31 protein-coding genes, 1 other RNA gene, 2 pseudogenes and 1 other annotated feature are annotated in these 26,741 nt (G+C 48.9%); of the genes and pseudogenes, 18 read left to right on the forward strand and 16 right to left on the reverse strand.

All coding sequences use genetic code 11. The annotated features are described in order from the left end of the window. A partial coding sequence (gene pgeF / locus QZF50_RS12390; protein WP_290388884.1) for a peptidoglycan editing factor PgeF occupies positions 1–576 on the reverse strand: 576 nt, incomplete at its 3' end. Continuing rightward, positions 573–1,553 (reverse strand): 23S rRNA pseudouridine(1911/1915/1917) synthase RluD, encoded by a 981-nt coding sequence (gene rluD / locus QZF50_RS12395; RefSeq protein ID WP_000079107.1) that lies wholly within the window; start codon positions 1,551–1,553, stop codon positions 573–575. The genes rluD and pgeF, both read right to left, overlap by 4 nt. A gap of 134 nt (positions 1,554–1,687) precedes the next feature. On the opposite strand from rluD, the gene bamD reads away from it, so the two are divergent. The 4 genes from bamD to pheA all read left to right on the forward strand — a co-directional run bounded on the left by bamD (position 1,688) and on the right by pheA (position 4,447). After that, positions 1,688–2,425 carry an outer membrane protein assembly factor BamD gene (bamD, locus tag QZF50_RS12400; RefSeq protein WP_000197686.1) on the forward strand — a complete coding sequence of 246 codons (738 nt, stop codon included), beginning with the start codon at positions 1,688–1,690 and terminating at the stop codon, positions 2,423–2,425. A 270-nt stretch (positions 2,426–2,695) separates the two neighbouring features. Continuing rightward, entirely contained in the window at positions 2,696–3,037 is a 342-nt protein-coding gene (gene raiA / locus QZF50_RS12405; RefSeq protein ID WP_000178456.1) for a ribosome-associated translation inhibitor RaiA, read from the forward strand. A 102-nt stretch (positions 3,038–3,139) separates the two neighbouring features. Continuing rightward, positions 3,140–3,265 (forward strand) — a sequence feature (Phe leader region). Continuing rightward, positions 3,141–3,188 carry a pheA operon leader peptide PheL gene (gene pheL, locus QZF50_RS12410; RefSeq protein WP_001386991.1) on the forward strand — a complete coding sequence of 16 codons (48 nt, stop codon included), beginning with the start codon at positions 3,141–3,143 and terminating at the stop codon, positions 3,186–3,188. Its footprint overlaps the feature before it by 48 nt. Positions 3,266–3,286: 21 nt before the next feature. Beyond that, entirely contained in the window at positions 3,287–4,447 is a 1,161-nt protein-coding gene (pheA, locus tag QZF50_RS12415) for a bifunctional chorismate mutase/prephenate dehydratase (RefSeq protein ID WP_000200116.1), read from the forward strand. 42 nt (positions 4,448–4,489) lie between these two features. Here pheA and tyrA read toward each other — a convergent pair whose 3' ends face one another. Beyond that, a complete protein-coding gene (gene tyrA / locus QZF50_RS12420; protein WP_000225221.1) occupies positions 4,490–5,611 on the reverse strand; it encodes a bifunctional chorismate mutase/prephenate dehydrogenase in 1,122 nt (373 codons plus the stop codon). Positions 5,612–5,621: 10 nt separating this feature from the next. Then, a complete protein-coding gene (aroF, locus tag QZF50_RS12425; protein ID WP_001168044.1) occupies positions 5,622–6,692 on the reverse strand; it encodes a 3-deoxy-7-phosphoheptulonate synthase AroF in 1,071 nt (356 codons plus the stop codon). A gap of 209 nt (positions 6,693–6,901) precedes the next feature. On the opposite strand from aroF, the gene QZF50_RS12430 reads away from it, so the two are divergent. The 4 genes from QZF50_RS12430 (at position 6,902) to QZF50_RS12445 (ending at position 9,649) form a co-directional block, all read left to right on the forward strand. Further along, complete coding sequence (locus tag QZF50_RS12430; protein WP_000976004.1) at positions 6,902–7,267, forward strand: DUF2799 domain-containing protein; 366 nt, start codon at positions 6,902–6,904, stop codon at positions 7,265–7,267. A gap of 149 nt (positions 7,268–7,416) precedes the next feature. Next, positions 7,417–7,935 (forward strand): YfiR family protein, encoded by a 519-nt coding sequence (locus QZF50_RS12435; protein WP_001212391.1) that lies wholly within the window; start codon positions 7,417–7,419, stop codon positions 7,933–7,935. Beyond that, positions 7,925–9,151 (forward strand): diguanylate cyclase DgcN, encoded by a 1,227-nt coding sequence (dgcN, locus tag QZF50_RS12440; RefSeq protein WP_000969030.1) that lies wholly within the window; start codon positions 7,925–7,927, stop codon positions 9,149–9,151. The genes QZF50_RS12435 and dgcN overlap by 11 nt, the downstream gene beginning before the upstream one ends. Before the next feature lie 15 nt (positions 9,152–9,166). Then, positions 9,167–9,649: an OmpA family protein gene (locus tag QZF50_RS12445; protein ID WP_000589828.1), complete on the forward strand. Its 483-nt coding sequence runs from the start codon at positions 9,167–9,169 to the stop codon at positions 9,647–9,649. Positions 9,650–9,725: 76 nt separating this feature from the next. Here QZF50_RS12445 and rplS read toward each other — a convergent pair whose 3' ends face one another. The 5 genes from rplS to ffh form a co-directional block, all read right to left on the reverse strand. Beyond that, positions 9,726–10,073, reverse strand: coding sequence for a 50S ribosomal protein L19 (rplS, locus tag QZF50_RS12450; protein WP_000065253.1), 348 nt, complete (start codon positions 10,071–10,073; stop codon positions 9,726–9,728). 41 nt (positions 10,074–10,114) lie between these two features. After that, a complete protein-coding gene (gene trmD / locus QZF50_RS12455; RefSeq protein ID WP_000264777.1) occupies positions 10,115–10,882 on the reverse strand; it encodes a tRNA (guanosine(37)-N1)-methyltransferase TrmD in 768 nt (255 codons plus the stop codon). Between the two features lie 30 nt (positions 10,883–10,912). Next, the gene (gene rimM, locus QZF50_RS12460) at positions 10,913–11,461 is read right to left on the reverse strand and encodes a ribosome maturation factor RimM (RefSeq protein WP_000043335.1); all 549 of its coding nucleotides are present in this window, start codon (positions 11,459–11,461) and stop codon (positions 10,913–10,915) included. Positions 11,462–11,479: 18 nt separating this feature from the next. Continuing rightward, on the reverse strand, positions 11,480–11,728 hold the full coding sequence (gene rpsP, locus QZF50_RS12465) for a 30S ribosomal protein S16 (RefSeq protein ID WP_000256450.1): 249 nt from the start codon (positions 11,726–11,728) through the stop codon (positions 11,480–11,482). Between the two features lie 248 nt (positions 11,729–11,976). Continuing rightward, positions 11,977–13,338 carry a signal recognition particle protein gene (gene ffh, locus QZF50_RS12470; protein WP_000460035.1) on the reverse strand — a complete coding sequence of 454 codons (1,362 nt, stop codon included), beginning with the start codon at positions 13,336–13,338 and terminating at the stop codon, positions 11,977–11,979. 166 nt (positions 13,339–13,504) lie between these two features. Here ffh and QZF50_RS12475 point away from each other — a divergent pair, with 166 nt between their 5' ends. Further along, entirely contained in the window at positions 13,505–14,296 is a 792-nt protein-coding gene (locus tag QZF50_RS12475; RefSeq protein WP_001338897.1) for an inner membrane protein YpjD, read from the forward strand. A 20-nt stretch (positions 14,297–14,316) separates the two neighbouring features. Continuing rightward, positions 14,317–15,603 carry an HlyC/CorC family transporter gene (locus tag QZF50_RS12480; protein ID WP_077221315.1) on the forward strand — a complete coding sequence of 429 codons (1,287 nt, stop codon included), beginning with the start codon at positions 14,317–14,319 and terminating at the stop codon, positions 15,601–15,603. Positions 15,604–15,657: 54 nt separating this feature from the next. Here QZF50_RS12480 and grpE read toward each other — a convergent pair whose 3' ends face one another. Then, positions 15,658–16,251 carry a nucleotide exchange factor GrpE gene (gene grpE, locus QZF50_RS12485; RefSeq protein WP_001296310.1) on the reverse strand — a complete coding sequence of 198 codons (594 nt, stop codon included), beginning with the start codon at positions 16,249–16,251 and terminating at the stop codon, positions 15,658–15,660. A gap of 122 nt (positions 16,252–16,373) precedes the next feature. Between grpE and nadK the strand changes: the two genes are divergently transcribed. The 3 genes from nadK to bamE all read left to right on the forward strand — a co-directional run bounded on the left by nadK (position 16,374) and on the right by bamE (position 19,489). Further along, the gene (nadK, locus tag QZF50_RS12490) at positions 16,374–17,252 is read left to right on the forward strand and encodes an NAD(+) kinase (protein ID WP_001059169.1); all 879 of its coding nucleotides are present in this window, start codon (positions 16,374–16,376) and stop codon (positions 17,250–17,252) included. A gap of 85 nt (positions 17,253–17,337) precedes the next feature. Further along, positions 17,338–18,999 (forward strand): DNA repair protein RecN, encoded by a 1,662-nt coding sequence (recN, locus tag QZF50_RS12495; protein ID WP_000880910.1) that lies wholly within the window; start codon positions 17,338–17,340, stop codon positions 18,997–18,999. Between the two features lie 148 nt (positions 19,000–19,147). After that, positions 19,148–19,489: an outer membrane protein assembly factor BamE gene (gene bamE / locus QZF50_RS12500; RefSeq protein ID WP_001203437.1), complete on the forward strand. Its 342-nt coding sequence runs from the start codon at positions 19,148–19,150 to the stop codon at positions 19,487–19,489. Between the two features lie 61 nt (positions 19,490–19,550). Here the strand turns inward: bamE and QZF50_RS12505 are convergent, their stop codons facing one another. Next, positions 19,551–19,841 carry an RnfH family protein gene (locus QZF50_RS12505; RefSeq protein WP_001117838.1) on the reverse strand — a complete coding sequence of 97 codons (291 nt, stop codon included), beginning with the start codon at positions 19,839–19,841 and terminating at the stop codon, positions 19,551–19,553. Continuing rightward, positions 19,831–20,268, reverse strand: a complete 438-nt coding sequence (gene ratA, locus QZF50_RS12510) for a type II toxin-antitoxin system toxin RatA (RefSeq protein ID WP_001341638.1) — start codon at positions 20,266–20,268, stop codon at positions 19,831–19,833. Before ratA ends, QZF50_RS12505 begins: the two co-directional genes overlap by 11 nt. A gap of 170 nt (positions 20,269–20,438) precedes the next feature. Between ratA and smpB the strand changes: the two genes are divergently transcribed. The 5 genes from smpB (at position 20,439) to QZF50_RS12535 (ending at position 23,125) form a co-directional block, all read left to right on the forward strand. Next, positions 20,439–20,921, forward strand: a complete 483-nt coding sequence (gene smpB / locus QZF50_RS12515; protein WP_000162574.1) for an SsrA-binding protein SmpB — start codon at positions 20,439–20,441, stop codon at positions 20,919–20,921. Between the two features lie 214 nt (positions 20,922–21,135). Next, positions 21,136–21,498, forward strand: a transfer-messenger RNA (tmRNA) gene (gene ssrA / locus QZF50_RS12520). 271 nt (positions 21,499–21,769) lie between these two features. Further along, positions 21,770–22,009 carry a DinI family protein gene (locus QZF50_RS12525; protein WP_061892488.1) on the forward strand — a complete coding sequence of 80 codons (240 nt, stop codon included), beginning with the start codon at positions 21,770–21,772 and terminating at the stop codon, positions 22,007–22,009. Between the two features lie 259 nt (positions 22,010–22,268). After that, a complete protein-coding gene (locus QZF50_RS12530; protein WP_061892489.1) occupies positions 22,269–22,736 on the forward strand; it encodes a type II toxin-antitoxin system antitoxin SocA domain-containing protein in 468 nt (155 codons plus the stop codon). An 8-nt stretch (positions 22,737–22,744) separates the two neighbouring features. Beyond that, positions 22,745–23,125 (forward strand): hypothetical protein, encoded by a 381-nt coding sequence (locus tag QZF50_RS12535; protein WP_061892490.1) that lies wholly within the window; start codon positions 22,745–22,747, stop codon positions 23,123–23,125. 1,582 nt (positions 23,126–24,707) lie between these two features. On the opposite strand, the pseudogene QZF50_RS12540 reads toward QZF50_RS12535, so the two are convergent. From QZF50_RS12540 to QZF50_RS12555, 4 genes and pseudogenes are all read right to left on the reverse strand, one after another. Further along, positions 24,708–24,920 (reverse strand): annotated as a pseudogene (locus QZF50_RS12540) (DUF1353 domain-containing protein); the annotation flags it as partial. Positions 24,921–25,175: 255 nt separating this feature from the next. Further along, positions 25,176–25,559 carry a DUF1353 domain-containing protein gene (locus tag QZF50_RS12545; RefSeq protein ID WP_061892726.1) on the reverse strand — a complete coding sequence of 128 codons (384 nt, stop codon included), beginning with the start codon at positions 25,557–25,559 and terminating at the stop codon, positions 25,176–25,178. Then, entirely contained in the window at positions 25,552–26,091 is a 540-nt protein-coding gene (locus tag QZF50_RS12550) for a DUF4376 domain-containing protein (protein ID WP_237802160.1), read from the reverse strand. Before QZF50_RS12550 ends, QZF50_RS12545 begins: the two co-directional genes overlap by 8 nt. A 10-nt stretch (positions 26,092–26,101) precedes the next feature. After that, positions 26,102–26,741: pseudogene (locus QZF50_RS12555) on the reverse strand (hypothetical protein); the annotation flags it as partial.

A 26,741-nucleotide genomic window follows, 5' to 3' on the forward strand; every position in this document is an offset into this window, starting at 1 on the left:
CGCCAGATACTTATCACCATGCTGAATGAAAGCTGCACTTGCTTTAGCGTCTACTGCCATAAACGCCTCGCGAACCTCCACCCCCACTTCGAACGCGCGTGGACCAATTGCCGGCCCTAACCAGGCGAGAATATTTTCCGGATTATCAGCAAAACAGGAAACCGTCTCTTCCAGCACGCCTGCGCACAGTCCACGCCAGCCAGCATGAGCGGCGGCGACTTCCGTTCCCGCTCGATTGCAAAACAGCACAGGGAGGCAGTCGGCAGTCATCACTGCGCAAACCGTGCCGGGCGTATTGCTATAAGAGGCATCTGCTCGTTTTGAGGCATAAGGTTCGCCAGTAAGCTTAAGCACATCTTTGCCGTGTACCTGCTCAAGCCAGACCGGTTTAGAAGGCAAATTGCCCGCAGCAAAAAGTCGCTTGCGATTCTCCTCAACGTGATCCGGGTTATCGCCACAATGGGCACCGAGGTTGAGCGAGTCATACGGGGGCAAGCTCACGCCGCCGATACGAGAAGAGCTACAGGCCGCAACACCTTTTGGTAGCGGCCACTGCGGGACAATCAGCTTACTCATAACCAGTCCACTTCATCCTTATGCTCTTCGAAATCGGCGCGCATCACCTCAATCAGCTCCACCATATCTTGTGGAATAGGCGCATGCCATTCCATTTCGATGCCGGAGATCGGGTGATAAAGACGCAGCATGGTTGCATGAAGCGCCTGGCGGTCAAACTTACGCAGCATGGAGATAAATGCTTCCGAAGCACCTTTTGGCGGACGCGGACGGCCACCATAAACCGGATCGCCCACCAGCGGATGAGTGATATGGGCCATATGCACGCGGATCTGGTGCGTACGTCCAGTTTCCAGACGCAACCGCAGACGCGTGTGCACACGGAAGTGTTCCATGATGCGATAGTGAGTCACCGCCGGTTTGCCCATCGGATGCACCGCCATGTGAGTACGTTTGGTCGGGTGGCGGCTGATGGGTTCATCTACTGTACCGCCAGCGGTCATATGACCAATCGCCACCGCTTCATACTCACGAGTAATTTCACGCCGTTGCAAAGATTCGACTAAACGCGTCTGAGCCGGAACGGTTTTTGCCACAACCATCAGGCCAGTGGTGTCTTTATCCAGACGATGGACGATGCCCGCACGTGGTACATCGGCAATGGGCGGATAGTAATGAAGCAACGCATTCAGTACCGTGCCATCCGGGTTACCCGCGCCAGGATGTACCACCAGGTCGCGCGGTTTATTAATGACGATGATATCTTCATCTTCATAGACGATATCCAGCGGGATATCCTGCGGTTCAAAACGCGCTTCTTCTTCAATCTCAGCGTTGATGGCAACCTGCTCGCCACCCAATACTTTTTCTTTCGGCTTATCACAAACTTTGCCGTTTACCAGCACGCGCTGGTCGAGGATCCATTCTTTTATTCGCGAACGTGAATAATCCGGGAACATTTCGGCCAAAGCCTGATCTAAGCGTTGACCGAGTTGGTTTTCGGACACCGTTGCAGTGAGCTGTACTCGTTGTGCCATATATACTGCTTCTTCGTTTATCGTTGGGGTTTTACGGCTTTGCCGTTTAATATAGTGTGCTATTGTAGCTGGTCTTAACCGGGAGCAGGAACAGAGAATCTCCCGTATTACATTTTGAGGAAAGTCAAAACGTCATGACGCGCATGAAATATCTGGTGGCAGCCGCCACACTAAGCCTGTTTTTGGCGGGTTGCTCGGGGTCAAAGGAAGAAGTACCTGATAATCCGCCAAATGAAATTTACGCGACTGCACAACAAAAGCTGCAGGACGGTAACTGGAGACAGGCAATAACGCAACTGGAAGCGTTAGATAATCGCTATCCGTTTGGTCCGTATTCGCAGCAGGTGCAGCTGGATCTCATCTACGCCTACTATAAAAACGCCGATTTGCCGTTAGCGCAGGCTGCCATCGATCGTTTTATTCGCCTTAACCCGACCCATCCGAATATCGATTATGTCATGTACATGCGTGGCCTGACCAATATGGCGCTGGATGACAGTGCGCTGCAAGGGTTCTTTGGCGTTGACCGTAGCGATCGCGATCCTCAACATGCACGAGCTGCGTTTAGTGACTTTTCCAAACTGGTGCGCGGCTATCCAAACAGTCAGTACACCACCGATGCCACCAAACGTCTGGTATTCCTGAAAGATCGTCTGGCGAAATATGAATACTCCGTGGCCGAGTACTATACAGAACGTGGCGCATGGGTTGCCGTCGTTAACCGCGTAGAAGGAATGTTGCGCGACTACCCGGATACCCAGGCTACGCGTGATGCGCTGCCGCTGATGGAAAATGCATACCGTCAGATGCAGATGAATGCGCAAGCTGAAAAAGTAGCGAAAATCATCGCCGCAAACAGCAGCAATACATAACAGAAACCTGAAATACAAAACGGCAGCCCTTGAGCTGCCGTTTTTTTATTCTGTTAGTTGTGAAACTGAAGCGATTTAGTCACTATCGATCTCATCAAATATGGCTCGCTTTGAGATATTCCTCAAGTAAAAAAACACCTCTTCCTGCGATTTCTCACAAAAAAGATTCGTTGACAAAAAGTGACAAAATTATGAGATTCCCATCACACATTTTGACATCAGGAGCGGTATGCTGAATTCACCAAGACGGGAAGACAAGAGGTAAAATTTATGACAATGAACATTACCAGCAAACAAATGGAAATTACTCCGGCCATCCGCCAACATGTCGCAGACCGTCTCGCCAAACTGGAAAAATGGCAAACACATCTGATTAATCCACATATCATTCTGTCCAAAGAGCCACAAGGGTTTGTTGCTGACGCCACAATCAATACACCTAACGGCGTTCTGGTTGCCAGTGGTAAACATGAAGATATGTACACTGCAATTAACGAATTGATCAACAAGCTGGAACGGCAGCTCAATAAACTGCAGCACAAAGGCGAAGCACGTCGTGCCGCAACATCGGTGAAAGACGCCAACTTCGTCGAAGAAGTTGAAGAAGAGTAGTCCTTTATATTGAGTGTATCGCCAACGCGCCTTCGGGCGCGTTTTTTGTTGACAGCGTGAAAACAGTACGGGTACTGTACTAAAGTCACTTAAGGAAACAAACATGAAACACACACCGTTTTTCTTCGCATTCTTTTTTACCTTCCCCTGAATGGGAGGCGTTTCGTCGTGTGAAACAGAATGCGAAGACGAACAATAAGGCCTCCCAAATCGGGGGGCCTTTTTTATTGATAACAAAAAGGCAACACTATGACATCGGAAAACCCGTTACTGGCGCTGCGAGAGAAAATCAGCGCGCTGGATGAAAAACTATTAGCATTACTGGCAGAGCGGCGCGAATTGGCCGTCGAGGTAGGAAAAGCCAAACTGCTCTCGCATCGCCCGGTACGAGATATTGATCGTGAACGCGATTTACTGGAAAGATTAATTACGCTCGGTAAAGCGCACCATCTGGACGCCCATTACATTACTCGCCTGTTCCAGCTCATCATTGAAGATTCCGTATTAACTCAGCAGGCTTTGCTCCAGCAACATCTCAATAAAATTAATCCGCACTCAGCACGCATCGCTTTTCTCGGCCCCAAAGGTTCTTATTCCCATCTTGCGGCGCGCCAGTATGCTGCCCGTCACTTTGAGCAATTCATTGAAAGTGGCTGCGCCAAATTTGCCGATATTTTTAATCAGGTGGAAACCGGCCAGGCCGACTATGCCGTCGTACCGATTGAAAATACCAGCTCCGGTGCCATAAACGACGTTTACGATCTGCTGCAACATACCAGCTTGTCGATTGTTGGCGAGATGACGTTAACTATCGACCATTGTTTGTTGGTCTCCGGCACGACTGATTTATCCACCATTAATACGGTCTACAGCCATCCGCAGCCATTCCAGCAATGCAGCAAATTCCTTAATCGTTATCCTCACTGGAAGATTGAATATACCGAAAGTACGTCTGCGGCAATGGAAAAGGTTGCACAGGCAAAATCACCGCATGTTGCTGCATTGGGAAGCGAAGCTGGCGGCACTTTGTACGGTTTGCAGGTACTGGAGCGTATTGAAGCGAATCAGCAACAAAACTTCACCCGATTTGTGGTGTTGGCACGTAAAGCCATTAACGTGTCTGACCAGGTTCCGGCGAAAACGACGTTGTTAATGGCGACCGGGCAACAAGCCGGTGCGCTGGTTGAAGCGTTGCTGGTGCTGCGCAACCACAATCTGATTATGACCCGTCTGGAATCACGCCCGATTCACGGTAATCCATGGGAAGAGATGTTTTATCTGGATATTCAGGCCAATCTTGAATCAGCGGAAATGCAAAAAGCATTGAAAGAGTTAGGGGAAATTACCCGTTCAATGAAGGTATTGGGCTGTTACCCAAGTGAGAACGTAGTGCCTGTTGATCCAACCTGATGAAAAGGTGCCGGATGATGTGAATCATCCGGCACTGGATTATTACTGGCGGTTGTCATTCGCCTGACGCAATAACACGCGGCTTTCACTCTGAAAACGCTGTGCGTAATCGCCGAACCAGTGCTCCACCTTGCGGAAACTGTCAATAAACGCCTGCTTATCGCCCTGCTCCAGCAACTCAATCGCCTCGCCGAAACGCTTATAGTAACGTTTGATTAACGCCAGATTACGCTCTGACGACATAATAATGTCGGCATAAAGCTGCGGATCCTGAGCAAACAGTCGCCCGACCATCGCCAGCTCAAGGCGGTAAATCGGCGAAGAGAGCGCCAGAAGTTGCTCAAGCTGAACATTTTCTTCTGCCAGATGCAGCCCATAAGCAAAAGTAGCAAAGTGGCGCAGAGCCTGAATAAACGCCATATTCTGATCGTGCTCGACAGCGCTAATACGATGCAGCCGAGCGCCCCAGACCTGAATTTGCTCCAGAAACCATTGGTATGCTTCCGGCTTACGTCCATCACACCAGACCACAACTTGCTTTGCCAGGCTACCGCTGTCCGGGCCGAACATCGGGTGTAACCCCAGTACCGGGCCATCGTGCGCCGCCAGCATGGCCTGTAATGGTCCATTTTTCACTGATGCCAGATCAACCAGAATACAATCTTTCGGTAAAGGCGGTAATTTGCCGATAACTTGCTCAGTAACGTGGATTGGCACACTAACAATCACCATTCCGGCATCGGCAACAATATCAGCCGCTCGATCCCAGTCATGTTGCTCCAGAATCCGCACCTGATAACCCGAGAGGGTCAGCATCTTCTCGAACAGGCGTCCCATCTGACCGCCACCGCCGACGATAACCACCGGACGCAGTGACGGACAAAGTGTTTTAAATCCTTTGTCGTTTTCACTGGAGTAAGATTCACGCATCACCCGACGCAAAACATCCTCAATCAGATCTGGCGGTACACCCAGAGCTTCCGCCTCTGCACGACGCGAGGCCAACATAGATGCCTCGCGCTCCGGAACATAAATAGGCAGTCCAAAGCGGCTTTTCACCTCGCCCACTTCAGCAACCAGTTCCAGACGCTTAGCTAATAAATTCAGCAGCGCTTTATCGACTTCATCAATTTGATCGCGTAATGCGGTCAATTCAGCAACCATAATAAACCTCTTAAGCCACGCGAGCCGTCAGCAGCCCGTTCAGATCCTGATGAATTTCACGCAGCAAGGCATCGGTCATTTCCCAGCTAATGCAGGCATCGGTTACGGATACACCGTATTTCATTTCACTGCGCGGTTGCTCGGAAGACTGATTGCCCTCGTGGATATTACTTTCGATCATCAGACCAATAATTGAGCGATTGCCATCTTTGATTTGAGCAACCACGGATTCTGCCACCGCAGGCTGACGGCGATAATCTTTATTGGAATTACCGTGGCTGCAATCTACCATCAGAGACGGGCGCAGTCCCGCCTGTTCCATCTCTTTTTCACATTGCGCAACATCCGCAGGGCTATAGTTCGGCGCTTTACCACCGCGCAGGATGACATGCCCGTCCGGATTCCCCTGAGTTTGTAGCAACGCAACCTGCCCTGCCTGGTTAATGCCAACAAAACGGTGCGGCTGGGCGGCGGCGCGCATAGCGTTAATTGCTGTTGCCAGACTGCCGTCGGTGCCGTTTTTAAAACCAACCGGCATGGAAAGCCCGGAGGCCATTTCACGGTGAGTTTGCGATTCCGTTGTACGAGCACCAATTGCTGACCAGCTAAACAGATCGCCCAGGTATTGCGGGCTATTCGGATCTAACGCTTCCGTCGCCAGTGGCAGTCCCATATTCACCAGCTCAAGCAGCAATTTACGCGCGATCTGCAGCCCGGCTTCTACATCAAAAGAGCCATCCATATGGGGATCGTTAATTAACCCTTTCCAGCCGACAGTGGTACGGGGTTTTTCAAAATAGACGCGCATTACCAGATAGAGGCTATCGCTGACCTCTGCGGCAAGGGCTTTAAATCGACGAGCATATTCCAGAGCAGTTTCCGGATCATGAATGGAACAAGGACCACATACTACCAGCAGACGAGGATCGCGCCCGGCGATAATATCTGAAATGGTTTTACGCGAGTCAGCAATCTGGGCTTCTTGTTGCAGGCTCAATGGAAAAGCGGCCTTCAGTTGTTCCGGAGTCATTAAAACCTGTTCGTCGGTAATATGTACGTTATTCAGCGCGTCTTTTTGCATGATGGCGATCCTGTTTATGCTCGTTTGCGATAGTTGATCCTCAGCGAGGATGACGTAACGATAACACATAAAGTAAAGTTTTCAATCCATATTTCGTACATTTTTATTTACACAGGCAATTTAGTCGCGATTTCAACCCTTACTTCTGTATAGATAAATTTACACTTCCTTTGAAAACAATCCGCTATGCTTTGAAAAAGGAGAAAGAAATGATGAAAAAGTTTATCGCCCCCTTGTTGGCTTTACTGGTTAGCGGATGTCAGATTGATCCTTATACTCACGCGCCAACCTTGACCAGCACCGACTGGTATGATGTTGGTATGGAAGATGCGATATCGGGCAGCGCCATAAAAGATGACGATGCATTTAGCGATTCACAGGCGGATCGCGGTCTATACCTTAAAGGATATGCCGAAGGACAAAAGAAAACTTGCCAGACCGATTTTACTTATGCCCGGGGACTTTCCGGTAAAAGCTTTCCTGCCAGCTGCAACAATGTTGAAAATGCCAGCCAACTGCATGAAGTATGGCAAAAAGGGGCTGATGAAAATGCCAGCACAATACGATTAAATTAATTAAAACCCCACAAATAAATTAAACATAAGATTTTACTCATTGTGTTTTATTTCTCACATTGATGACGATCGCATGAAAAAATGATATTTTAATGAGCATTCTGAAAAAATATCGATGCATTTCGAGCGAAGATGGTGGGGATCCCTGAATGCGTTTTTCTCACCGACTGTTCTTACTTCTGATTCTCCTGCTGACGGGAGCACCAATACTCGCTCAGGAGCCTTCTGACGTTGCGAAAAACGTGCGTATGATGGTTTCCGGTATTGTCAGTTACACCCGCTGGCCTGCGCTATCAGGGCCACCAAAGTTATGTATCTTTTCATCTTCACGTTTTAGTACCGCCCTACAAGAGAATGCCGCGACATCTTTGCCTTATCTGCCTGTCATCATTCACACTCAACAAGAGGCGATGATTTCAGGCTGCAATGGTTTTTATTTTGGCAACGAGTCACCGACATTCCAGATGGAATTAACCGAACAATATCCGTCAAAGGCGTTATTATTAATTGCCGAACAAAATACCGAGTGCATTATTGGTAGCGCCTTTTGTCTGATCATCCACAATAATGACGTCAGATTTGCCGTAAACCTGGATGCCTTATCGCGTAGCGGTGTAAAGGTCAACCCGGATGTCTTAATGCTCGCACGGAAGAAAAATGATGGATAACGATAATTCTCTTAATAAGCGCCCCACGTTTAAAAGAGCATTACGCAACATCAGTATGACCAGCATATTTATCACTATGATGCTGATCTGGTTGCTGCTTTCCGTGACCTCGGTGCTGACCCTGAAACAGTACGCGCAAAAAAACCTGGCACTGACAGCAGCAACAATGACTTACAGTCTGGAAGCAGCTGTCGTTTTTGCCGATGGCCCTGCAGCAACTGAAACACTGGCAGCGCTGGGCCAGCAAGGGCAATTTTCAACTGCAGAAGTACGTGATAAGCAGCAAAATATTCTGGCGTCCTGGCATTACACCCGTAAGGATCCAGGCGATACTTTCAGCAATTTCATAAGCCACTGGCTCTTCCCCGCCCCCATCATTCAGCCGATTCGTCACAATGGTGAAACCATTGGCGAAGTACGCTTAACCGCTCGCGACAGTTCAATCAGCCATTTTATCTGGTTTTCGCTCGCCGTACTGACCGGTTGTATTCTGCTGGCATCAGGCATCGCAATTACCCTCACCCGCCATTTGCACAATGGCCTGGTAGAAGCGCTGAAAAATATCACCGATGTCGTACATGATGTGCGTTCCAACCGCAATTTTTCCCGACGAGTTTCGGAAGAACGTATCGCTGAGTTTCACCGCTTCGCTCTCGACTTCAACAGTCTGCTGGATGAAATGGAAGAGTGGCAGCTTCGTTTACAGGCCAAAAATGCGCAGCTTCTGCGTACCGCGCTACATGACCCATTAACCGGGCTGGCTAACCGCGCAGCGTTTCGTAGCGGCATCAATACGTTGATGAACAATTCCGATGCCCGAAAAACGTCGGCGTTACTATTTCTTGATGGCGATAATTTCAAATATATCAATGATACCTGGGGTCATGCGACGGGCGATAGAGTCTTGATTGAAATCGCAAAACGGTTAGCTGAATTTGGCGGGCTGCGACATAAAGCATACCGCCTGGGCGGCGATGAATTCGCTATGGTGCTCTATGATGTACAGTCGGAATCTGAAGTGCAGCAGATATGCTCAGCACTGACACAAATCTTTAATCTCCCGTTTGATCTTCATAATGGCCATCAGACCACCATGACATTAAGCATTGGTTACGCGATGACCATTGAGCACGCCTCTGCGGAAAAATTACAAGAGATTGCCGATCACAATATGTATCAGGCCAAACACCAGCGTGCCGAAAAGCTGGTGAGATAACAAGGATATATCGATATGATAAAGCACCTGGTAGCACCCCTGATTTTCACCTCACTAATACTGACTGGCTGCCAGTCCCCTCAGGGAAAGTTTACTCCTGAGCAAGTCGCCGCTATGCAATCTTATGGATTTACTGAATCCGCCGGCGACTGGTCGCTGGGCTTATCAGATGCCATTCTGTTCGCAAAAAATGACTACAAATTGCTCCCGGAAAGCCAGCAACAGATCCAAACCATGGCAGCCAAATTGGCCTCGACAGGGCTAACACATGCCCGTATGGATGGACACACCGATAACTATGGTGAAGACAGTTACAACGAAGGCTTATCATTGAAACGGGCGAATGTCGTGGCCGATGCATGGGCTATGGGTGGACAAATTCCACGCAGCAATCTCACCACACAGGGTTTAGGAAAAAAATATCCCATAGCCAGTAACAAGACCGCCCAGGGCCGCGCCGAGAACCGCCGCGTCGCAGTGGTGATTACAACCCCTTAAAACACGAGCAAACAGACAAAAAAAGGGCCAGCCAATTGGCCAGCCCTTCTTAACAGGATGTCGCTTAAGCGAAATCTTAGTTAAGACGCTCTTTGATACGAGCAGCCTTACCAGTACGCTCACGCAGGTAGTACAGTTTAGCTTTACGAACAGCACCACGACGTTTGACAGAAATGCTGTCAACTACCGGAGAGTGAGTCTGGAAGACACGCTCAACGCCTTCGCCGTTGGAAATTTTACGAACAGTGAATGCAGAGTGCAGACCGCGGTTACGAATAGCGATAACCACGCCCTCGAATGCCTGCAGACGTTTTTTGGAACCTTCAACAACCCATACTTTCACTTCCACGGTATCACCCGGACGGAAGGAAGGTACGTCCTGCTTCATCTGCTCTTGTTCAAGTTGCTTAATAATGTTGCTCATAATTTAATCTCTTATCCTGGGTAAACTGATATCTCGGGGGCTTACGCCATCCCATCATGTTTATGTTGCTGTTGTGCGTGTTCCGTTTTGAACTCCGCCAGCAACCTTGCTTGCTCTTCAGTCAGAGCCAGGTTTTCCAGAAGTTCAGGTCTTCTAAGCCAGGTACGGCCCAGCGACTGTTTCAAACGCCAGCGACGTATCTCGGCATGGTTGCCCGACAGTAACACTGGCGGAACTTCCATCCCTTCTAACACCTCAGGCCGCGTATAGTGCGGGCAATCCAGCAATCCTTCAGCAAAGGAATCTTCCGTTGCCGAGGCTTCATGTCCCAGTACTCCCGGAATAAACCGGGAAACGGAGTCAATCAGCGTCATTGCTGGTAACTCACCACCACTGAGAACGTAATCGCCGATTGACCATTCTTCGTCAATTTCGGTTTGGATCACGCGCTCATCTATACCTTCGTAGCGACCGCACACCAGAATCAATTTTTGATTCGTTGCCAGTTCGCTGACGCCCGCTTGATCAAGCTTGCGTCCCTGTGGTGACAGATAAATCACCTTTGCGCCTTCACCCGCCGCGGCTTTTGCTGCATGAATGGCGTCCCGCAAGGGTTGCACCATCATTAACATCCCCGGTCCGCCGCCGTAAGGACGATCGTCCACGGTACGGTGCCGGTCATGCGTGAAGTCGCGAGGACTCCAACTCTGGATGCTCAGCAGGCCATTTTTAACTGCCCGGCCAGTTACCCCGTAATCGGTAATTGCGCGGAACATTTCAGGAAACAGGCTAATTATGCCAATCCACATAGCGCCGTCTTTTACCGTTTATCCGGTGGTTTAAAAACCAGGATCCCAATCTACTTCGATTGAACGAGTAGTGAGATCGACTTTCTTGATAACCTGCCCATCGAGGAACGGTACGAGACGTTCCTTGATACCAAACGCATCTTTCAGGTTTGCCTTAATGACGAGAACGTCATTAGATCCGGTTTCCATCATATCGACGACTTTACCGAGATCGTAGCCTTCAGTGGTTACTACCTGGCAGCCCATCAGGTCTTTCCAGTAGTAGTCACCCTCTTCAAGCTGAGGCAGCTGCGATGAATCCACGACAATTTCACAATTCGTCAGCAGGTTCGCCGCATCACGATCGTCAACGCCTTTCAGCTTGATGATCATGTCCTGATTGTGGTGCTTCCAGCTTTCCAGCTGGACTTGCTGCCACTGACCCGCCTTCTGGATAAACCAGGGCTGATAGTCAAAAATGCTTTCGGCGTCTTCGGTGGAAGAAAACACTCTGAGCCACCCACGAATACCGTAAGACGAACCCATTTTTCCCAAAACGATGGGATCAACAGGTGCTTGCGCGGTGAGTTGTTTGCTCATCATGACCACCGTGACAGATTAAGCTGCTTTGTTTACTTCTTTGATCAGCGCAGCAACGCGATCAGAAATAGTTGCGCCCTGGCCAACCCAGTGAGCGATGCGATCCAGATCCAGGCGAGTGCCTTCTTCTTTTTCGCTAGCGATTGGGTTGAAGAAACCAACGCGCTCGATGAAGCGACCGTTGCGTGCATTACGGCTGTCAGCGACAACAACCTGGTAGAACGGACGCTTTTTAGCGCCGTGACGTGCTAAACGAATAGTTACCATAACATCCTCTTGTGTGAATAAAACAACCGGACCCCATCGAGGAACGGAGTCCGGTGTCATATTAAAAGCCCGAAAATTTTACTCATTTTTGCGGGAATTGCAATCAACAGTTGCTAACTCTGCTGTAAAAGGCCGTCGGCGGTGCAGCCAGTTTGGTGCCGGAGTGCGCGCAGTCACCGGAGCGTACACGCAGTACGTGAGGATGACGAGCACATCCCGGTGCCAAAATGGCAAACAAGCCAGGCCGATTAGCGACCAGGGAAGCCTGGGGGCATCATACCCTTCATGCTTCTCATCATCTTCGCCATTCCGCCCTTCTTCATTTTCTTCATCATGCGCTGCATGTCGTCGAACTGTTTCAGAAGACGGTTAACGTCCTGCACCTGCATACCGCAACCGGCAGCAATACGGCGTTTACGCGAACCTTTGATGATTTCTGGCTTAGCGCGCTCTTTCATCGTCATCGAGTTGATGATGGCTTCCATACGCACCAGCACTTTATCGTCCATCTGCGACTTAACATTATCCGGGATCTGCCCCATGCCCGGCAGCTTGCCCATCAGGCTAGCCATGCCGCCCATATTTTTCATCTGGCGCAGTTGCTCAAGAAAATCGTTGAGATCGAAGCCGTCGCCTTTTTTCAGCTTGCTGGCTAATTTCTCTGCCTGCGCGCGGTCAACTTTGCTTTCGATATCTTCGATCAGCGACAGTACGTCGCCCATGCCGAGAATACGCGACGCGATGCGGTCCGGATGGAACGGCTCCAGCGCCTCAGTTTTCTCGCCAACACCGAGAAACTTGATCGGTTTGCCAGTGATGTGACGAATAGAGAGCGCCGCACCGCCGCGGGCATCGCCGTCCACTTTGGTCAACACTACGCCGGTAAGCGGTAACGCTTCATTGAATGCTTTTGCCGTATTGGCCGCATCCTGACCGGTCATGGCGTCAACCACAAACAGGGTTTCAACCGGGTTAATCGACGCATGGACTTGTTTGATCTCGTCCATCATCGCTTCGTCAACGTGCAGACGACCAGCGGTATCCACCAGCAGCACGTCGTAGAATTTCAGTTTGGCTTCTTTCAGCGCCGCGTTAACGATATCTACCGGCTTCTGACCAACATCAGAAGGGAAGAAATCAACGCCCACCTGCTCTGCCAGCGTCTCAAGCTGTTTGATTGCCGCCGGGCGATAAACGTCGGCAGAAACCACCAGCACTTTCTTCTTGTGCTTCTCGCGCAGGAACTTACCGAGTTTACCAACGCTGGTTGTTTTACCGGCACCTTGCAGGCCCGCCATCAGCACGACCGCAGGCGGTTGCGCCGCCAGGTTCAGGGTCTGGTTCTCTTCGCCCATCGCCGCAACCAGTTCGTTACGGACGATTTTGACGAACTCCTGCCCCGGCGTCAGGCTCTTATTAACTTCATGACCAACCGCTTTCTCTTTTACGCGATTGATAAACTCACGCACTACCGGCAGAGCGACGTCCGCCTCCAGCAGCGCCATGCGCACTTCGCGCAGCGTATCTTTTACGTTGTCTTCAGTGAGGCGTCCACGGCCACTGATATTGCGCAGCGTGCGCGACAAACGATCGGTTAAATTATCAAACATTGTCTCTCGCCTGGGGTGGAAACGGTTGGCCGCAATCGCGACACATCATCAGTATTTTGCCGCAGTATAACATGAAGGCGTCTTTGTTGTTATGCAACGGTTGGAGCAGCGTTCACCTGACGCTATACTGCTTCTCTTTCTTATTGCTCAAACTGTCGACATCACTATGCCCGTTTTTGCTCTGCTCGCGCTTGTCGCCTACTCCGTCAGTCTTGCGCTGATTGTTCCCGGTCTGCTGCAAAAAAACGGCGGCTGGCGGCGCATGGCTATTATTTCTGCGGTCATTGCGCTGGTCTGCCACGCAATCGCTCTGGAAGCCCGCATCCTGCCCGACGGTGATAGCGGACAAAACCTCAGCCTGCTGAACGTTGGTTCATTGGTCAGTTTGATGATCTGTACGGTAATGACCATTGTGGCTTCTCGCAATCGTGGCTGGTTGCTGCTACCCATTGTCTATGCCTTTGCGCTTATCAACCTGGCGCTGGCGACCTTCATGCCCAATGAATACATCACCCATCTGGAAGCAACGCCTGGGATGCTGGTGCACATTGGCTTATCGCTCTTTTCCTATGCCACGCTAATTATCGCCGCCCTGTACGCGCTGCAACTGGCGTGGATTGATTACCAACTGAAGAACAAGAAGCTGGCATTTAACCAGGAAATGCCGCCATTGATGAGTATCGAGCGTAAAATGTTCCACATCACGCAGATTGGCGTGGTGCTGCTAACGCTCACGCTTTGCACTGGCCTGTTCTACATGCACAACCTATTTAGCATGGAAAATATCGACAAGGCTGTGCTCTCTATCGTGGCGTGGTTTGTCTATATTGTGCTGCTGTGGGGACATTACCATGAAGGATGGCGTGGACGCCGCGTCGTCTGGTTTAACGTTGCGGGCGCGGTAATTCTGACACTGGCCTACTTCGGCAGCCGAATTGTCCAGCAGTTAATCAGCTAAACCCAGAAAAGGAGTTTCCCCTGGAACACATTTCTACTACTACGTTGATCATTATTCTGATCATCATGGTGGTCATTTCAGCCTATTTTTCCGGGTCCGAAACCGGAATGATGACCCTCAACCGCTATCGTCTGCGACATATGGCGAAACAGGGTAATCGCTCGGCCAAACGCGTCGAAAAATTGCTGCGTAAGCCAGACCGCCTGATAAGCCTGGTGTTAATCGGCAATAACCTGGTCAATATTCTTGCCTCCGCGCTCGGCACTATTGTTGGGATGCGTTTGTACGGCGATGCGGGCGTGGCAATTGCGACTGGTGTGCTGACTTTTGTCGTACTGGTATTTGCTGAGGTATTGCCGAAAACCATTGCCGCGCTGTACCCGGAAAAAGTCGCTTATCCGAGTAGTTTTCTGCTGGCTCCGCTGCAAATTTTGATGATGCCGCTGGTCTGGTTGCTGAATGCTATCACCCGTATGCTGATGCGCATGATGGGTATCAAAACCGATATCGTGGTTAGCGGCTCTTTGAGCAAAGAAGAGTTGCGCACTATCGTGCACGAATCACGCTCACAAATTTCCCGTCGCAATCAGGATATGCTGCTGTCGGTGCTCGATCTGGAAAAAATGACCGTTGATGACATCATGGTGCCGCGCAGTGAAATTATCGGTATTGATATCAACGATGACTGGAAATCGATTCTGCGCCAACTCTCCCACTCACCTCACGGGCGCATCGTGCTCTACCGTGATTCGCTGGACGACGCCATCAGTATGCTGCGAGTACGTGAAGCCTGGCGGTTGATGTCGGAGAAAAAAGAGTTCACCAAAGAAACCATGCTGCGCGCCGCGGACGAGATCTATTTTGTGCCGGAAGGTACGCCGCTCAGCACGCAGTTGGTAAAGTTTCAGCGCAACAAAAAGAAAGTCGGCCTGGTCGTCAACGAGTATGGAGACATTCAGGGGCTGGTGACGGTTGAAGATATTCTGGAAGAGATTGTCGGCGATTTCACTACGTCGATGTCGCCAACACTTGCCGAAGAGGTCACGCCGCAAAACGACGGTTCGGTGATTATCGATGGCACCGCCAACGTGCGGGAAATCAACAAAGCCTTTAACTGGCATCTACCTGAAGACGATGCCCGCACGGTTAATGGCGTCATTCTTGAAGCTCTGGAAGAGATCCCTGTCGCTGGCACCCGCGTGCATATTGGCGAGTACGATATCGATATTCTCGACGTTCAGGACAATATGATTAAGCAGGTAAAAGTCTTTCCTGTAAAACCGCTGCGCGAGAGTGTGGCGGAGTAACGAAAACGGCCCTGCATTCGCATGCAGGGCCGTGAATTATTACGAAAACAGAAATTACGCTTTTGCTTTCGCTACAGTTACCATCGCCGCACGAATCGTACGACCATTCAGCGTATAACCCTTCTGCATAATGCCCAGTACGTTACCTGGCGCAACGTCATCAGATTCCACCATTGCGATAGCCTGATGCACATTCGGGTCCAGCGGCACGTTAGTTTCGGCGATCACTTCAACACCAAACTTACGCACAACATCCAGCATCGACTTCAGCGTCAGCTCAATGCCTTCAACCATCGCAGACATATCCGGGTTAGCTTTATCAGCCACTTCCAGCGCACGATCCAGGCTATCAATCACCGGCAGCAATTCGTTGATGAATTTCTCCAGCGCGAATTTGTGGGCTTTTTCAATATCCAGTTCAGTACGTCGACGCAGGTTTTCCATTTCGGCTTTTACACGCAAAATGCCGTCACGTTCACGGGTCTGGGCTTCAGCCAGCTGAGCTTCGAGATTCGCAATTTTTTCATCGCGCGGATCCACCTGCTCAGCAGAAGCTTCTGGCTCAACTGCCTCAATCTCTTCGTGCTGATCCATGATAATTTCTTCCGGGGCTTGCCCCTCAGGCGTTTTCTGTTCTTTACTACTCATGAATTTCTCCGCGTTTTTTTCGCATTCATCTCGCTAACTTCGCTTATTATGGGGATCAGTTTCAGGGTTTCAAGGGAAGCACTCACATTGTCATCAATCTTCGCAACAAGGACCTCGGAAAAATGAATAATCATTTCAAGTGTATTGGCATTGTGGGACACCCACGGCACCCCACTGCACTGACAACACATGAAATGCTCTACCGCTGGCTGTGCACAAAAGGTTACGAGGTCATCGTTGAGCAACAAATCGCTCACGAACTGCAACTGAAGAATGTGAAAACTGGCACGCTCGCGGAGATTGGGCAACTAGCTGATCTCGCGGTAGTCGTTGGTGGCGACGGTAATATGCTGGGCGCGGCACGCACACTCGCCCGTTACGATATTAAAGTTATTGGAATCAACCGTGGCAACCTGGGTTTCCTGACTGACCTTGACCCCGATAACGCCCAGCAACAGTTAGCCGATGTGCTGGAAGGCCACTACATCAGCGAGAAACGTTTTTTGCTGGAAGCGCAAGTCTGTCAGCAAGATTGCCAGAAACGCATCAGCACCGCGATAAATGAAGTGGTGCTTCATCCAGGCAAAGTGGCGCATATGATTGAGTTCGAAGTGTATATCGACGAGATCTTTGCGTTTTCTCAGCGATCTGATGGACTAATTATTTCGACGCCAACAGGCTCCACCGCCTATTCCCTCTCTGCAGGCGGTCCTATTCTGACCCCCTCTCTGGATGCGATTACCCTGGTGCCCATGTTCCCGCATACGTTGTCAGCACGACCACTGGTCATAAACAGCAGCAGCACGATCCGTCTGCGTTTTTCGCATCGCCGTAACGACCTGGAAATCAGTTGCGACAGCCAGATAGCACTGCCGATTCAGGAAGGTGAAGATGTCCTGATTCGTCGCTGTGATTACCATCTGAATCTGATTCATCCGAAAGATTACAGTTATTTCAACACATTAAGCACCAAGCTCGGCTGGTCAAAAAAATTATTCTAATTTTACGCCAGCCTCTTTACTGTATATAAAACCAGTTTATACTGTACACAATAACAGTAATGGTTTTTCATACAGGAAAACGACTATGTTGGCACAACTGACCATCAGCAACTTTGCTATCGTTCGTGAGCTTGAGATTGATTTTCATAGCGGCATGACCGTAATAACTGGCGAGACCGGCGCGGGTAAATCTATTGCAATAGATGCCCTCGGTCTTTGTCTCGGTGGTCGCGCTGAAGCCGACATGGTGCGTACCGGCGCTGCTCGCGCTGACCTGTGCGCCCGTTTTTCTCTGAAAGATACGCCAGCGGCTCTGCGCTGGCTGGAAGAAAATCAGCTTGAAGACGGGCATGAATGTTTGCTTCGTCGAGTGATCAGCAGCGATGGTCGCTCCCGTGGTTTCATCAACGGTACAGCTGTTCCTCTGTCACAACTGCGCGAACTGGGTCAGTTGCTGATTCAGATCCATGGTCAGCACGCTCATCAATTACTCACCAAACCTGAGCACCAAAAATTCCTGCTTGATGGCTATGCCAATGAAACCTCTCTACTGCAGGAAATGACCGCACGTTATCAGTTGTGGCATCAAAGCTGCCGTGACCTCGCGCATCATCAACAGTTAAGTCAGGAACGCGCCGCCCGTGCGGAACTGCTGCAATACCAATTAAAAGAACTTAACGAATTTAATCCGCAGCCCGGAGAGTTTGAACAAATCGACGAAGAGTACAAACGTCTGGCGAACAGCGGTCAATTGCTGACCACCAGCCAGAATGCATTGGCATTAATGGCCGACGGTGAAGACGCAAACCTGCAAAGTCAGCTTTACACGGCTAAACAACTGGTGAGCGAATTGATTGGCATGGACAGCAAACTGTCCGGCGTACTTGATATGCTGGAAGAAGCTACCATCCAGATTGCTGAAGCCAGCGATGAACTGCGCCACTACTGCGATCGTCTGGATCTCGATCCCAACCGACTATTTGAACTTGAACAGCGCATCTCAAAACAGATTTCGCTGGCACGTAAACATCACGTCAGCCCTGAGGCATTGCCACAGTATTACCAGTCGCTACTGGAAGAACAGCAGCAACTGGACGATCAGGCCGACTCACAAGAAACGCTTGCGCTGGCGGTAACGAAACATCATCAGCAGGCACTGGAAATCGCGCGCGCATTACACCAACAACGCCAGCAATATGCAGAAGAACTTGCACAGCTGATCACCGACAGTATGCATGCGCTCTCAATGCCGCATGGGCAGTTTACGATCGATGTTAAATTTGACGAGCATCACCTGGGCGCTGACGGTGCCGATCGTATTGAGTTTCGGGTAACCACCAACCCAGGTCAGCCAATGCAGCCTATTGCCAAAGTCGCATCCGGTGGTGAATTGTCCCGCATCGCACTGGCAATCCAGGTCATCACGGCGCGTAAAATGGAAACCCCGGCACTGATTTTTGATGAAGTGGATGTAGGTATTAGCGGTCCAACAGCGGCAGTTGTCGGCAAACTGCTGCGTCAACTCGGCGAATCAACTCAGGTGATGTGTGTTACCCACCTGCCACAAGTCGCGGGATGTGGTCATCAACACTATTTTGTCAGCAAAGAAACCGATGGTGCGATGACAGAAACGCATATGCAATCCCTGAATAAAAAAGCGCGGTTACAAGAGCTGGCGCGCCTGCTTGGTGGCAGTGAAGTCACACGTAATACACTGGCGAATGCGAAAGAACTGCTTGCAGCGTAAACTTTTTTCCTGCTTCACGGTCAGAGTAAACAGCAAAACGCCGTAAGACCGGAAAGCAAAAGGTTTTAAAGTGATGAAAGGTCTATTATCATCGGCATATTACAGATGAGCCACGTACTGCTCGGGCCCGAAAAGGAATCAAATCACTATGCGCTGTAAAACGCTGACTGCTGCAGCAGCAGTACTATTGATGTTGACCGCAGGCTGTTCCACTCTGGAGCGAGTGGTTTACCGTCCTGACATCAACCAGGGGAACTATCTGACCGCTAACGACGTATCCAAAATACGTGTTGGCATGACGCAACAACAAGTTGCGTACGCATTGGGTACACCGCTGATGTCCGATCCATTTGGTACGAATACCTGGTTCTATGTCTTCCGCCAGCAACCAGGTCATGAAGGTGTAACGCAGCAAACGCTGACGCTGACCTTTAACAGTAGCGGTGTGTTGACCAATATTGATAACAAACCTGCGCTGAGTGGTAACTAATAATAAAGTTGCTCTCAAAGACGTTAAAAAAGGTGCTCAATGAGCACCTTTTTTCTGTCTGTTATTTATTCGCTGATTTTTCTGCTCGTTGCCTGCGAAGCTCTTTCGGATCGGCAATGAGAGGGCGATAAATCTCCACCCGATCGCCATCATGCACACTATCGCTTAGTTTTGCCGGACGGCTGTAAATGCCGACTTTGTTTTTAGTTAAATCGATATCGGTACGCAATTCCAGCAAGCCACTGGCGCGAATAGCTTCTTCAACCGTCGCGCCCTCCTGCAGCGTCACGCGCTGCAGGTACTGCTTCTCAGGTAGCGCATAAGCCACCTCAACGGCAATTTTACCTGGCACTGTAAACCTCTTTCGCACGAACCGTAAAAGCCTGGACCATATTAGACGCCAGCTCTTTAAACACGCGACCAAAGGCGAGTTCAATCAACTTATTGGTAAACTCAAAGTCGAGATGAAACTCGATACGACACGCCTCCTGGCTCAGCGGCGTAAACTTCCATCCACCAATCAATTTCTTGAACGGCCCATCCACCAGATTCATAAGAATACTTTGGTTACTGGTCAACTGGTTGCGGGTAGTAAACGTTTTGCTGATCCCAGCCTTAGAGACATCTACCGCCGCAGTCATCTGCCCAGGAGTGGACTCCAGAATCCGACTTCCGGTACAACCCGGCAAAAACTGAGGATAAGACTGAACGTCATTCACTAACTGATACATTTGCTCCGCGCTGTAGGGTACCAGTGCGGTCCGGCTAATCTGAGGCATAACAATTTCCATCAACAAAAATCCAACAAATAATATCATTTATCCTGCTGTAAAAAAAACGCTATCCCGGCGCTGGGTAACATCGGGTTCATGCTAAGATAGAGCCTTGTCCCCCGCAGGATTGATATGGGGTGTTTTCGATTTCAGATTACCGATGATTCACGACGCTTATGACGAAGAAAAAAGCACATAAACCTGGTTCAGCGACCATCGCGCTTAACAAGCGCGCCCGTCACGAATACTTTATCGAAGAAGAGTTCGAAGCGGGACTTGCCCTGCAAGGCTGGGAGGTTAAATCCCTGCGCGCAGGAAAAGCCAATATCAGCGACAGCTACGTCCTTCTGCGTGACGGAGAGGCATTTCTGTTTGGCGCTAACATCACGCCAATGGCCGTGGCCTCCACGCATGTGGTGTGCGATCCTACCCGTACCCGCAAGTTACTTCTCAACCAACGCGAACTGGACTCATTGTACGGTCGCGTCAATCGAGAAGGCTATACCGTAGTGGCGCTCTCCCTGTACTGGAAAAATGCCTGGTGCAAAGTGAAAATCGGCGTCGCCAAAGGTAAAAAACAGCACGATAAACGTTCAGATATCAAAGAACGCGAATGGCAGGTGGATAAAGCACGTATCATGAAAAACGCCCACCGTTAAACCTGCACTCCAATTATTGACCAGTTCCTCACCGCGCCTCCCTCTCCGGCGGCGCGAATGAACATCTTATTGGCTATCACATCCGACACAAATGTTGCCATCCCATTGCTTAATCGAATAAAAATCAGGCTACATGGGTGCTAAATCTTTAACGATAACGCCATTGAGGCTGGTCATGGCGCTCATAAATCTGGTATACTTACCTTTACACATTGGGGCTGATTCTGGATTCGACGGGATTTGCGAAACCCAAGGTGCATGCCGAGGGGCGGTTGGCCTCGTAAAAAGCCGCAAAAAATAGTCGCAAACGACGAAAACTACGCTTTAGCAGCTTAATAACCTGCTTAGAGCCCTCTCTCCCTAGCCTCCGCTCTTAGGACGGGGATCAAGAGAGGTCAAACCCAAAAGAGATCGCGTGGAAGCCCTGCCTGGGGTTGAAGCGTTAAAACTTAATCAGGCTAGTTTGTTAGTGGCGTGTCCGTCCGCAGCTGGCAAGCGAATGTAAAGACTGACTAAGCATGTAGTACCGAGGATGTAGGAATTTCGGACGCGGGTTCAACTCCCGCCAGCTCCACCACTTTTGATAGGACTGCAACCGGACAGCAGCAATAAAAACAGCCACTTACGGACACTGACCAGACAGAAGGCAGACAGAGAAAAGACAAAAATATGCACGTGAAATGCACGCGCATTTTAAAAGAACCTCAGATCTCACGGTCTGGGGTTTTTCTATTTGTAACTAAGAGTAACAAAAAACCCTCCCCCTTTCGCGCTCCGCTCGCCTTGACACTTTTTATTTTTACAGTAAAAATACTGTATGCAACCACAGTAGTTTTCCGGGGGCTTTTATGTTCATTGAACTGGTTTATGACAAACGCAATGTAGAGGGGCTCGAAGGGGCCAGAGAAATTATCCTGGCAGAACTGACGAAACGAGTGCATCAGATTTTCCCTGATGCCGAAGTAAGGGTGAAGCCGATGCAAGCCAATGCGCTTAACGGCGACTGCACTAAAACTGAAAAAGAAAGGCTGAACCGTATGCTTGAGGAAATGTTCGAAGAAGCTGATATGTGGCTGGTTGAAAGCTAGCCATTCCATCTGTAAGAAGAAGTTTTGTGAAACACTACATTTTGTGCTGCAAAATGAGCAACACAACCACATGGAACTTTTCGCATTTCAGAGTGTCTAAGTATTTATAATGTACTATCAGAATCGCATCTTTAGTTAAAAATGCTATCTGATTGCAAGTGACTGATGGGTTGAAACTCATTAATATGTACTAAAGTTTACCCATACGGTAAAATTGTTGCAGTATCCGAAAAAAACTACAAACCAAAGGAGGCATGTTATGGCGTATCCAACGTTAGCTGTGGCTAATGCCTTCATTGAAAAAGCATTAGCCAATGAATTATCCGATCTGACGCCTATGAAACTTCAAAAATTGATGTTTTATGCTCAGTCATGGCATCTGAAGATTTACGACGAACCTTTGATAGACGATTTTTTCTCCAAATGGCAGTATGGTCCGGTAATACCATCGTTGTACCATGAGGTTAAAAGTTATGGTTCTTCACAAATCAATAGCCTGATAAGTAATCTAATGCACACTCCGCAAGGCGTCATGATTGCTACACCTAATGTACCAAGGCAAGACACCAAAACACGTCAATTGATTGATAAGATTGTTAGTGTTTATGGCCCTCTTCGTGGGACTCAGTTATCTTACCTAACTCATCAACCAGGTACGGCTTGGTCAAGAACAGAAGGTTATAGTTCAGTTATTGGCAATAACCTTCTCAAAGAGTGTATTGAGTAGTTTATTTCATGGCTCAGCGTTCTTCACTCGAAGATATTAGCCTCCCGGGATCGGCTGATGCGATCCCGGATTCAATATCTGTTACTGATGAACAAGCCTCTCCCGAAAAGCATCCTGCGTTAGTCCTTCAGGAAGTAGAGGATCGTATTGCAGATCGTGCATTGCGCGAGAAATTTGGAGACAAGGCATATAAAGTTGTCAGAAAGACCTTATATGGATGGTGCTGGCTTCTGGCAATCTATGCTGCATTAAAATTCCGATTTCAAGTGGAAATATTTTCAGACAATGTACTTATAGCTATAACTTCCGCAGTTACACTAAACGTTTTTGCAGCATTCCTTGGTGTAATACGAGGCCTCTTCCCAGCGACAAAGCCAACCAAGGATTAGAACATTCCTGCAGTCTCTAAATACGGTATCTGGTTTGTTCGTTGAGCACTATGTAAACTCCGCACCGGCTGGCAACCATTCAATAATCGCACTATCAAAAGTTCATCAGCCAGCAGCAGCACGTCCTGCATACGTCGTCTCTGCGGTCCTTTTTACGATTTATGGCAGTACTGGTGAATTATGAGCAATCTGACTGACTCCAGGCATGGCAAGTGCCCCCAACGCGAGACGCTCTGATTAATCCTGAATACTACTGTGTACTTAACACTTCTTACATTTCACACTGACGACGATTTTGTTTTCTTCCGTAAAAATTTTCAGTATCATTACTACGACATAACCTTATCTTTTTTTTGATTCTATAGTCCAGTCGCCCCATACACTGAGCATATCTGTATGGGGCTTTTTTTAGCTGACATTTACCTAATAAATTCACTTCAAATTATTTCAATTAAAATAAAGAAGTCAGACATTTATAACTCTCGCATGTATTTCCTGTGCTCAGGTTATTTTTTCGAACAGGTGATTGCCTTCTCAAAAAACATTAAGTAACATGCTTTGTGGTAACCTCTATAAATAATAAAAAATGGTGTAACTTCTGATACTTTCATCCCCGTGCAGGCTGACGGGGATTTTTTTATCCGGACACACTCAACTTCACAGTAGCCTGTCGCCACCCTTCTTATTGTTAAAAGATGAAAAAATCATTTAATTAATCTACGTTGCATTCACTTTGTTTTATTTTTCTGTAAATACCTGTATTATCTTTTCGCTACACTACTACTCTCTTACATTTGATATCCCATGCAGTACGTTTGCTGCATGGTTTTTTTGTCTTAAATTGATTATCAACATATTAATTACCTTATTAATTTAACTTAACTTATCATGGAGCATACCTGGCATAAAATTTCATTCTTTGGATTGCCTCTTAACATGACCTTTAGTAATATTGCCCCTGTATCTTCATGGACAAACTACAACAATCTTCCTATAGCATAGGGCAAGCCTTCTTTTGACCCCCCGTGCAGTCTGCACGGGGCTTTTTTTTATTTTTCTCCTGACATTCCATAGAGCCAACTCCTTTTTATTGCATTTAAAAATGCCATGCATCATTAATTACCATGCTAATTTTTAGCTCGTCATAATATGTAATTAAAATTAAAATCCTTTCTCGATTCCAGTTAAATGATTCACATTCATACAATTGCTCTGCTCACTCAGATTCAGTAATATAATTTGCGATCTATCCTTATTAATTTCAGAATAATTTTGACTCAGCCCCTCTTTTTTTCTGTGCGGGGCTTTTTTTTACCTTTTTCTCCTGATGCTTACCGAAACCAGTTCTTTTTTGCATTAAAAAACATTGCAACATTTTAATTGAAAGACTAATTCTTAGTCGGCTATATTATTCAATTCAAATTAAAGTCATCTCTCATTTTCATTTAAATAATTCACACTATGCCGATTGCTTTTTTTATACATACCTTATACTATAACGACGTTTACCTTATAAGATGCAGTTATTACAGAGTAATTTTATTAGCACCCCTGTTCACCACCGTGCAGGGGCTTTTTTTATTCAATTCACCAGTGGCTTATACCGTACCTCTCCATAATTACCCCGACCGAACAGCCTGATGGCAGCATACATCAATATCCTGCGCCAGCGGGGAATACCCGGGACCTTCATTGCGTCTCGAAATATCCGGTCTGCCTCCGCTTTTGTCCTCAGCGCATTGTCATACAGCCAGTCATGTATTATCGCTGCCCTGGTATAATGCCAGTGTGGCGGATGTTCCCCGGAACCAACTCCTTTTCATTGCATTTATAAATATTACAAACTTTTAATTACCATGCTAATTTTTAGCTCATCATAATATACATTTAAAATAAAAACCTTTTCTCGGTTTCAGTTAAATAATTCACATTCCGTTAATTGCTTTATTTATTTGGAATCAGTAGTATCCCTTTCCGGAGTGTATACTCATAAATCACCTAAAGGCGTGTTTTTGCGATCCCCCGTTCATCGTGCGGGGGCTTTTTTTATTCATTTCTCCAGTGGCTTATACCGTACCTCTCCGTAATTACCCCGACCGAACAGCCTGACGGCAGCATACATCAGCACCCTGCGCCAGCGGGGAACACCCAGAACACACATCGCGTCGAGAAATATCTTGTCCGCTTCGCGCTTTGTCCGGAGCGCATTGTCGTACAGCCAGTCATGTATTATCGCTGCCTTGGCATAACGCCCGTGTGGCGGAAATACGGACCACAGAATACGTGGTACGCTCGCAAGGTCTGTCACGTACCCCTCCGGTACATATATCACATCATCCGGACGCTCTGTCTGCCAGAACTCAAAAGGTTCAACCAGCCGCCAGCGGTAATCACCGAGCATCTCCAGTACTGCGGGCGTGGTAAATTTACTCATCATCTCCCTCCCATCCGACAACAAACCGGTTAATTTCCTCTGTCCCCGTCAGACGCTCAACAGCCTCTTTCATCTGCCGCTGACGCTCATGAATTTTAAACCCCCGCCTCACCATTGCCTGCAGCATTGCGCCATCCAGTTGTACCAGTTCTTCCGCCGTCAGTCTCACATCCCGGTTATCCACATCCGTCCAGAAAAAACCTTCAGGAAGTGCTCCCGACTGTGCCACGGCTGTAACCGGAGACAGACGGCTGCGGGCAGCCTTACCACCATCCCAGCGGTGCCCATGCCACTCAAATATCACCCCAGCATTCTCCTGTTCATCACGCCAGCGGCTGATTTCTGCCAGCTTGCGTTCACGGGCAATCTCCGGTGTTTCATTTTCTCCCGTTACCGCAGCCATCTGTTCACGGTACATCGCATCATCCACCACCCTGCCATCATCCGGCCAGCGCCCGGCATGTTCATAAACTGCCTTCAGCGCAACCGGATAAAACAGGTTACGTGATGGTGAGTAAATATATTTACCCATGTTCTCTCCTTTAACATCCTGTTGCATACCAGTAAACCTCACCAAACCATTCATTTATGGTGCCAACGGTAAACCCGCTGTCTGTCATACTCATCACGCACGGCACGGTTGCTGATAAATCGTCCTTTACTGTCAGCTGGATATTCCACGGTCCCTGAGGAAACGGAACAGGAAAACGACACTGGTTACCGTAACGACCTGCAACGGCAAACACACCCCACTGTCTCATAATCCCTGTAGCCGTATCCCGCTCCCAGCCATTAATCCCTCCCTCGCCGGTATTACGGTAGCGGGCATCCGACTCTGCCCTGCTGTAAGCATTATCACTGCCAGCTGGCCCACGTGGACCCGCGGGTCCCGTATCACCTCTGGGACCACGTGGCCCTGCCGGACCGGTGTCGCCTTTCAGCCCCTGTTCACCCTTCGGACCTGTGTCGCCTTTTGGTCCCCGTTCACCCTTCGGACCTGTGTCGCCTTTCGGACCAGGCTCACCCTTTGGCCCTGCGTCGCCTTTCGGCCCCTGAGGTCCTGGTACTCCCCGCTCTCCGGTATCACCTCTGGGTCCCTGTGGCCCCGCCGGACCGGTGTCCCCCCGGGGACCCTGCGGACCGCCGGGGTCACCTTTTTCCCCTTTTTCGCCCCGCTCACCC

It is taken from the genome of uncultured Escherichia sp., assembly GCF_948475835.1.
Lineage (GTDB): Bacteria > Pseudomonadota > Gammaproteobacteria > Enterobacterales > Enterobacteriaceae > ECMA0423.